Annotated in this window: 4 protein-coding genes and 1 pseudogene; 1 reads left to right on the forward strand and 4 read right to left on the reverse strand. The window is 52.8% G+C overall.

Annotated features, from left to right (window positions below; genetic code table 11):
* A partial coding sequence (locus IQ241_RS24805) for an ABC transporter transmembrane domain-containing protein (protein ID WP_193912439.1) occupies positions 1 to 1115 on the reverse strand: 1115 nt, incomplete at its 3' end.
* Between the two features lie 326 nt (positions 1116 to 1441).
* Positions 1442 to 2266, reverse strand: a complete 825-nt coding sequence (locus IQ241_RS24810) for a sucrase ferredoxin (RefSeq protein ID WP_193912447.1) — start codon at positions 2264 to 2266, stop codon at positions 1442 to 1444.
* A gap of 103 nt (positions 2267 to 2369) precedes the next feature.
* Here IQ241_RS24810 and IQ241_RS24815 point away from each other — a divergent pair, with 103 nt between their 5' ends.
* Positions 2370 to 4061 carry an IS1634 family transposase gene (locus IQ241_RS24815; protein WP_193912441.1) on the forward strand — a complete coding sequence of 564 codons (1692 nt, stop codon included), beginning with the start codon at positions 2370 to 2372 and terminating at the stop codon, positions 4059 to 4061.
* Between the two features lie 191 nt (positions 4062 to 4252).
* Here IQ241_RS24815 and IQ241_RS24820 read toward each other — a convergent pair whose 3' ends face one another.
* Both IQ241_RS24820 and IQ241_RS26940 read right to left on the reverse strand, forming a co-directional pair.
* Positions 4253 to 4750 carry an ABC transporter substrate-binding protein gene (locus tag IQ241_RS24820; protein WP_193912443.1) on the reverse strand — a complete coding sequence of 166 codons (498 nt, stop codon included), beginning with the start codon at positions 4748 to 4750 and terminating at the stop codon, positions 4253 to 4255.
* Positions 4747 to 4986: pseudogene (locus tag IQ241_RS26940) on the reverse strand (ISKra4 family transposase); the annotation flags it as partial. The gene IQ241_RS24820 and the pseudogene IQ241_RS26940, both read right to left, overlap by 4 nt.
* Between the last annotated feature and the right edge of the window lie 543 nt (positions 4987 to 5529).

The raw sequence follows: 5529 nt of genomic DNA on the forward strand, positions 1-5529 counted from the left end.
GGTTTTAGGAAGAGGGGATGGGGGTGGGTGAGGGGGTGATCGGGTAATGGGGTGATCGGGTGTAGACGCGATAGCGGCTTCCCGCAGGGTACGGGTGATCGCGAAGCGTCGCTGTAGGCGTTGGGGGGATTAGGTGGTTGGTCAGGGGGGTGGATCAGTGAGGTCATGCGGTCGAAGGAGACCTCGCTTTGCTGGGTGGCGGCGAGGAAGCCGCCCAGGAATCCCAAAAAATAAGTCACAAAGGAGAGGTAGTAGACGAACAGGGCGAAGTCGCCGACGGTGAGGTCGCCTTGGGCTCCCAGGCTTTGAGAGGCGAGCAGGAGAATTAGGCCGGTGCCAAGGCTGACGATGCTTTCAAAGCTGGCGTTGAGAACAGCGCTGAAGAGCTGGTCGCGGATCACCTGCTGCTGGCGGCGATCGCACCTTTCCCTGAGCGCATTTAACATCCGGGCCTCTGCCCCAGCTACCTTGACAGCCTGGACGGCAGTGAACATCTCCCCAATCAGCCCGGTCACCTGCTGGGTAGACTGGCGGCTGGCACGGCGGTAGCGTTTGAGGCGATGTTCGGCTTGGTGGACAAGAACCGCGATCGCGCACAGCGGCAGAAATACGAGCAGCGTCATTCTGGCATTAACACTGAGCAGCAACCCAACAGAGACGGCAGCAAACACGGCTTCGGCAAAAATTTCGTTGGTGCCCACCACGGTATTTTCGATTTGAAGGGCATCATCTCGAAAAAAACTGAGAATGGCTCCTGGAGATGTCTGGGCATCAGCCCCACCCGCCGCTAGTTCCGCCCCCGGACGTTTGAGCAATTCATATAAAAGGTTGTGTCGAATCAGCCCACTCATTAAAAACCGATGCTGGGTCTTGGTAATGCGGCCCGTAAAAATGACCGCCACTCGCGCTAGCCCCACCGCTAACAGCAGCCCAATCCATACCCAGGGGGATGCCTGGGAAACTGAGCGATTGCTGAGGCTGTTGAAAAATTCGCGAATCAACACGCCCGGAAAAATTGGCAGCCCGACGATGCCTAGCCACAGCAGCGTATCGACCCAGTACAACCGCTGGGCATAGCGGATCATTTGCCAGAGCAGTTGCCAGATGGAGGGCACGGGGGTAGATGGGTAAGGGGCGAATGGGTAAGCTTGGGCTGAACACAACAGGCTAGGGCCTGGAATCACCTCAATCCGCTCAACTAAGTCAGGTTTGTTCCCATCCGTAAATGAGATCGTACAAGGGTGATTATTAATCAATCATACGGCTTCGCTACGGTTTCAGATAATCGGATAGAAGAGTTTTATGTTTCTGAAGCGAAATTCGTATGAATTCAATACTTTACCCAGAACAATTGTATCTGGGAAAACGCTGATTCGACCGTAAAGCTTGATTAGATTTGGCGCTAAACGAAATTCTTTTGCTCGTGAACGACATTTTTGGTCTAGGCTACCTTGATTAAGTGGGTTACCTGATATTGCTTGACGGGTTCCAGCCACTGCTCACCGCCTGAATTCCACATAGTGGTCACCTGGCCATGCGCTTCTATACGAGCTTCATAAGCACCAGAGATGTTGCCATCTGGTGAGTTGAAATCGATCCGAATTTCCGCCCTGTCGGGATAGTCAGCACCGGGGTCAGAAATTGCTAAGGCCTTTCCACTCTTGAGATAGTTGAGCCAATTCCATCCCACTTTGATCCATATTTCTCGCTCGGTAATTTGTTCAGCCCAAGCCAACCCTGACCAGCCACGATAGAACGATCGCAATTCCGAGACAGACGCCTGACGGCGCACCAGAACGTTTAATATTTCGGGAACTAAATGCCCCCAATAGCGACCCTCAGGCATATCCAGCAGCGTTGGTGCAAATTGATGTCCGCCAATATGAGTGCATCGCCAGATTCTCAGAGCAGAAGATGGAGAGCTCCTGTATTCATGACGTAGTTTCCGATAGAGAGGATACCCGAACCGCCCACAGACAACATCATAGCTGCCATGCGTGCAGAGCATCATATCCCGAGTATGACTTGTTGGCTGTTGGTAAGTGTCAAACTGGGATAGGTCGTCAGGTTGGTTGAGGAGGGCGATCGCCAGGGGGACAATTTCTGTTGACGGGACGAGAAATTCCTGTTTCTTGAACCGAGCAAAGCATTCAGTAGGTCGCCGATAGTGTAACACCCGGGGTTGACTGGGATTCGGGTCATAATCAGGGGCGATCGCCATCACTCTCGCTTTGATACCCTGTTCTTGCTGTAACACTTTTGTCATTTTGTGAATCACACCTAACTGCGAACTCACGGTTCGCTGAAATTATAGGAAAGAAAAGCGAATTGCCATAATGAAGCGAGGAATACCCTGAGGCATAGCACCTATGGCGCAGCTAATCGCTAATGAACGAGTCGATGATATCCCGCTGCTATTGAGTCAGATGGGACAGCTAAAGCTGAGCGAGCTGGCCGATGAGCACTTCGAGCGCCATGGGAACTGGCAAGGGTTGAGTCTAGGTAAAGTTTTAGTGGGATGGTTATCATACCTACTCTCGCAAGGCGACCATCGACTCAATCAAGTAGAAGATTGGGCCTCGGGATTAAGCGGCACGTTAGAGCGCAGCTTAGCGCCGACGGTGAGAAGCTTGGACTTCAGTGATGACCGCTTAGAGCGCATCCTAGACCGACTCGGGAATGACGCCCAGTGGGATCGGTTTGAAGGTGAGCTGAACCGTCATACGGTGCGGGTGTACGACTTGAGGGTAGGGTGTGTTCGGCTAGATACGACCACCAGCAGTGGCTACAGAGCGGTAACAGACGAAGGCTTGTTTCAGTTTGGTCACAGCAAAGATTATCGACCGGACTTAGCGCAAGTGAAGATCTCCCAGGCCGCCTTAGACCCGTTAGGGCTACCTGTGAGTACCACCGTGGTCAGTGGCAATCAAGCCGACGATCCGCTGTACATTCCAGAGATACAGAAAGTGCAAAAGTGCCTTCAAGCGAGCGGGCTGACCTATGTGGGGGACAGCAAGATGGCGGCGATAGAGACCCGTCGTTACATCGCTGAGAGTCAGAATCACTACTTGTGCCCGCTACCTGAGCAGCACATTTCAAAGGCTGACTTAGCCGAGTTACTAGTCCCTGTCTTCCGCCACGAGGAAATATTGACTCAGGTCGTCTCTCCGGATGACAACGGTGAGACGCCTGAGTTCATTGCTGAGGGGTTCACGCTGACGCTGCCTCAATCAGTCGAGGTCGGGGCAGCGCTGTTCACTTGGCCAGAGCAGTGGCTGGTGGTCCGTTCATTCAAGTCCGCTGAACGGCAACGAAGCAGTCTCGACAACCGCATCGAAAAAGCGACCGAGGCGCTGAACCAACTGAACTTGACCGGTAGAGGGCGAAAACGGCTATCCATCGAGGAAACCAGGGATGCGGCCAATCGGATTCTTCAGCGCTACCGCGTCAGAGACCTCATCCAAGTCGCCTACGAGACCACGACTCAAACGACTCACAAACGCGCCTACCGAAACAAACCGGCGCGTACCCTAACCGAAACCAAGGTGACGGTGAAGTCTACCCTTGAGGCAGAAGCTTATCAGCAAGCAACGCGGTTATTGGGTTGGCGAGTCTATGCCAGCAACGACCTTGAGCTATCACTGCCGCAGGCTGTCTACGGCTATCGTAACGAGTATCTGATTGAACAAGGGTTTAGACGCTACAAGGGCAAAGCACTGGGCCTGCGACCGCTCTATCTCGCTTCTGACCAGCGCGTCAAAGGCTTGATTCGGCTATTGAGTTTGGGCTTGCGTATCCTCTGCCTGCTTGAATTCTCAGTTCGCACGCACTTGGCAGCAGACCAACAGGTGCTCTCTGGGCTCTATGCAGGCAATCCCAAGCGAGCCACGAACCACCCGACCGCTGAGCTACTGCTCAAGGCTTTTCGCGGCATCACACTCACGGTTATGGAGATTGACGGTCGCCTACAGCGCTTTCTCTCTTCGCTATCCGACCTGCAACGGCGCATTCTACAGTTTCTGGATTGCCCTGATAGTATCTATCTCGCCTTGTCAGGCTAATTCGAAAAACCTTCTCCTTTTTTGAGCGAACCATGAGTGCGAATGCTCATATACAAAGTTTTTGAACCACGGTTCTGGAAACTCAACAAAGAGAAACTGATCATAGTTCACGGCAGAGCCAATGGGATCTTCGCCATTACTTTTGGACACTTTAGAGCAGAATCGGCAATCTTTAGTAATGTTAGTTTGAGTCATAGTTTTGTTGGGAGTAGATATCTAAACAAATCATCCAGAATCAAGTTAGCGGTCAGCGGACCGGCTCCTTGAATGTAATCTCCAACGGTGTAAACCCTACCTTGTTGAATGGCATTTAACTGAAGCCATAGCGGATCAGAGGTCAACTTTTCTAAAGCAGATCGAGCTGCTTGATTGTCCTGTTGGCTTCCTTGCCAAGTTGATATAAAAATTACATCCGCATTGATTTCATCTAATTTTTCCCGACTCAGTGCCCACGATCGCCAATCATATTTCTCCAGAGCAGGCGGCAGTGATATACCTGCTTTGCTCAAAATCTGGATTGGAAAAGTGTCCTTGGTATACGTGATTAAGACATTAGGGCGAACTTCGACAATGGCTGCAGTCATGGGCAGCTGATTGCCCATGACTGCTTTGAAACGCTCGATTCGCCCATCATAGTTGTTCATGACTTGCTGGGCTTTGTTAGCCTTATCTAAAGGGGAGCGCGTCATACTTCAACGAGAGAAAAAGAGTCCAGGTCGCCATTGAGATAGGCGCAGCGAAGCGCCAGGATCTGCGGCACCCGTTCAGGCTTCCAGCGTGCCCCCGTCACTTGAATGCGCTCATCAATCTGCTTAATCCAAGATTCGACCGAACCCGAACCAATCGGCAAACCTTCCAGCTGGTAGTACTCGTAGTTGGGAATACGACTGCGATGCGTTTGCAGATAGCCTTGAAAGCGGCCAGCCGCTTCTGTCTTAACTGAGGCAAACAAGGCCAGGGTCTTATCGACCTGCCCTCGCCAGAGCAGCGCTTCGGCCTGCTGCAAGCGCTTCAGCGACCCACCGACCTTGTGCAGATTCTCCATCAGGTGAAACCAGTCCAAGATTTCCTCAGACAGCTGCGGCACCTGAAGCTGTGCAAACAGCGACCAGATGCCCGGATGACCATCGCCCAGACAGTAAAACAAGCTGATGAAGCTCAGCTGATGAAGCCAGCTCACCAGCGCCGAGTTGTCCTGGAACCAGGCCATCCCAGCCCCCTTTGCGTTCAGCCGCACTGCTTTGTACTGCTTCCACTCACTGGGAGCGCCTTTGGGAGTCGCCAACCGCACCATGCCGCCATCCAGCGCGACTTCATTGACCTCAGAGTCAACTTCAGGCGCAACGACGAGTGAGCACCTGGAAAGCGCTGCATGGGCCAGCGCCCGAAGTAATGTTCATGCTGCGTCATGAACCAGGGGTGAAGGGACTGTCAGACTTCACCAAACTGAAGGGGATGGAGATCACCC

It is taken from the genome of Vasconcelosia minhoensis LEGE 07310 (assembly GCF_015207255.1).
Classification (GTDB): domain Bacteria; phylum Cyanobacteriota; class Cyanobacteriia; order Phormidesmidales; family Phormidesmidaceae; genus Vasconcelosia; species Vasconcelosia minhoensis.